Annotated in this window: 2 protein-coding genes; one reads left to right on the top strand and one right to left on the bottom strand. The window is 70.4% G+C overall.

What is annotated here, in order from left to right; genetic code table 11:
• On the bottom strand, positions 1–1,101 hold a 1,101-nt coding region (locus tag FKP22_RS27775; protein WP_170201133.1), incomplete at its 3' end, for a winged helix-turn-helix domain-containing protein.
• Positions 1,102–1,231: 130 nt separating this feature from the next.
• On the opposite strand from FKP22_RS27775, the gene FKP22_RS27770 reads away from it, so the two are divergent.
• Positions 1,232–2,188, top strand: a complete 957-nt coding sequence (locus FKP22_RS27770) for a tripartite tricarboxylate transporter substrate-binding protein (protein WP_170201132.1) — start codon at positions 1,232–1,234, stop codon at positions 2,186–2,188.
• Positions 2,189–2,257: the final 69 nt, after the last annotated feature.

Genomic DNA, 2,257 nt, shown 5'->3' with positions numbered 1-2,257 from the left:
CAAGGCGTGCACATAGTGCGCATCGGGCTCCTGCGGGCCGTGCTGCAGCGCGGCCTCGGCCTGGGCCAGGGCGCAGGCCAGCAATTGCTCACGCGGCGTGTCGTCCCAGCCGAACTGCGCGGCGCGCCAGTGGCAAAAAGCCAGGCAGATGGAAGCCAGCGGCAGTGGCGACTGCAGCACCAATGCTGCTTCGGCCCAGTTCGCCGCGCGTGCGTTCACGCCTGGCCCCTCGGGTTTGCCAAACAGCTCTACCCAGGCACGTGTTGCCAGGGTCCAGGCTTGGAGCCCCGGTTGAGTGGTGGGTGCTGGCGTGTGGGCAAGCAGGTCGCGCAGCTCGAGGTTCAGCGCCCTCGCCAGTCGGCCCACCACCAAGCCGCTGGCGTCTGGCCATCTGGCCAGCGGCAGGCTCACGCTGTCGGCCCAGCGCTGGGTGCCGCGCTGGCCATCGACGACTTGCACCGTGATCTCCAGCGTCTCGCCATGCAGCCCGAGCAGGCCCTCGACCACTTGCTGGACGCCCAGCTCGCGAGCCACCTGTTGCGGTACCACGGCGGCCGGGTCGTAGTGCAGCATGGTGCCGCGCGAGATGACTGCCAGGCCAGGCTGGCGCGAGAGCTCGCTGATCAGCGCGTCGGCCAAGCTGTCGCGCAGGAAGGCATGCTGCCCCGTCAGGCCCTGCTGGCGGAATGGCAGCACGGCGATGGCATGCGGCCCCAGGGCCGGAGCCATCTCGTTGTCCTGCGCAGCCGCAAGGCCGTGCACCCGCGCGGTCAGCCGGTAGCCTTTGCGCGGCACGGTGGCGAGGTGGTCCGGCCCCAGCGCCTTGCGCAGCTGGGCCGCGGCTTCGTAAAGCGACGCGGGCGTGACGACCAGACCGGGCCAGACGGCAAGCATCAGTTGCGCGCTGGTGAACAGCTCGCCAGGGCGCTGCGCCAGCGTGGCCAGCAGGCGCATGGCACGCGGTTCGAGTTTCTGGCGGCGGCCGTCGGCATGCTGCAGCTGGTCCAGCGAGGCATCGGCCTGCCAGTCGCCTACCGAGAAGCGTGTCGCCTGGCCGGCGGGCCGCGATGCGGGCGGAAAAATGGATGATGGATCGTGCAAGGCAGGCCGGGGAAAGGCGGTTTGCCGGATCTTAAGGATTTCCTCAGCCAAGCTTGTGCCGCCGCCCCGTCCAGCGGCCCGGCTTTGCCGCAGGATGGCAGCCATCGATCTGACCCTCAAGGAGACACCGATGCGAAACGCATTGCTGAACTGGACGACATGGCTGCTGCTGCTGGCGGCCCAGGGAGCGGCGCTGGCACAGGGCACCTGGCCAGGGCGGGCCGTGCATCTGGTGGTGCCCTTTGCCGCCGGAACGGCGCCGGACATGGTGGGACGACTGTTGGCAGAGGGCCTGGCCGAATCCCTGGCGGTGCCGGTGCTGGTGGAGAACCTGCCTGGCGCGGGTGGCACGCTGGGCGTGGACAAGGTGGCCAGAGCCGCAGGCGACGGTCATACGCTGGTGCTTTCCGGCGACGCCGCGCTGGTGGTCGGCGCGGCCTATGGCGTGAAGCCGCCTTACCAGGTGGCGAGCGACCTGGTGCCGATCTCGCAGCTGGTGCTCACGCCCAATGTCCTGGTGGTGCCGCCGGAGCTGCCGGTGTCCACGCTGGCCGAGTTCGTCGCGCTGGCGCGCAGCCAGCCGGGGCGCTTCAGCTATGCCTCGGCCGGCAACGGCACCTCGTCGCACCGCGCTGGCGAATTGCTGAACGCCATGGCCGGGCTGGACATGGTGCATGTGCCAAGCAGCGGCAGTCCGCTGCCGGATGTGATGGCCGGCCGGGTGCAGCTGTTTTTTGCCAATGCGGCTTCGCTGCCGCTGGTGCGCGAGGGCAAGCTGCGCGCGTTGGCGGTGTCTTCCCTGCAGCGGCTGCCGGCATTGCCGGAGCTGGCCACGGTGGCCGAGTCGGGTTACCCGGGCTTCGAGGCGGTGGCCTGGTTCGGCCTGCTTGCGCCCAAGGGCACATCCTCGGAGATCGTGGAGCGGCTGCAAGCCGAGGCAGCCAAGGCACTGGCCCGACCCGCCATGCGCGACCGGCTTCAGGCGATGGGCGCGGTGCCGGTGGGCGGCAGCTCCGCGGCGTTTGCCGCGCTGATCGCCGCGGAAACGACGAAGTGGGCCGCGGCACCGATGTCGGTCCGTCGGTGAACCTGACAGCGGGGGATGGCGGACATCGGCGAACGGGTCAGTGTGGCGCGCGGGCCCGCCGGTCCTGCC

It is taken from the genome of Ideonella azotifigens (genome assembly GCF_006519715.1).
GTDB classification, from domain to species: domain Bacteria; phylum Pseudomonadota; class Gammaproteobacteria; order Burkholderiales; family Burkholderiaceae_C; genus Ideonella; species Ideonella azotifigens.
The sequence above is the reverse complement of the archived record's forward strand: the minus strand, read 5'-3'. Positions and strand labels throughout refer to the sequence as shown.

Excerpts from the sequence above, each read along its gene's own strand:
- FKP22_RS27770 (WP_170201132.1), top strand. The coding sequence starts at position 1,232 with ATGCGAAACGCATTGCTGAACTGGACGACATGGCTGCTGCTGCTGGCG.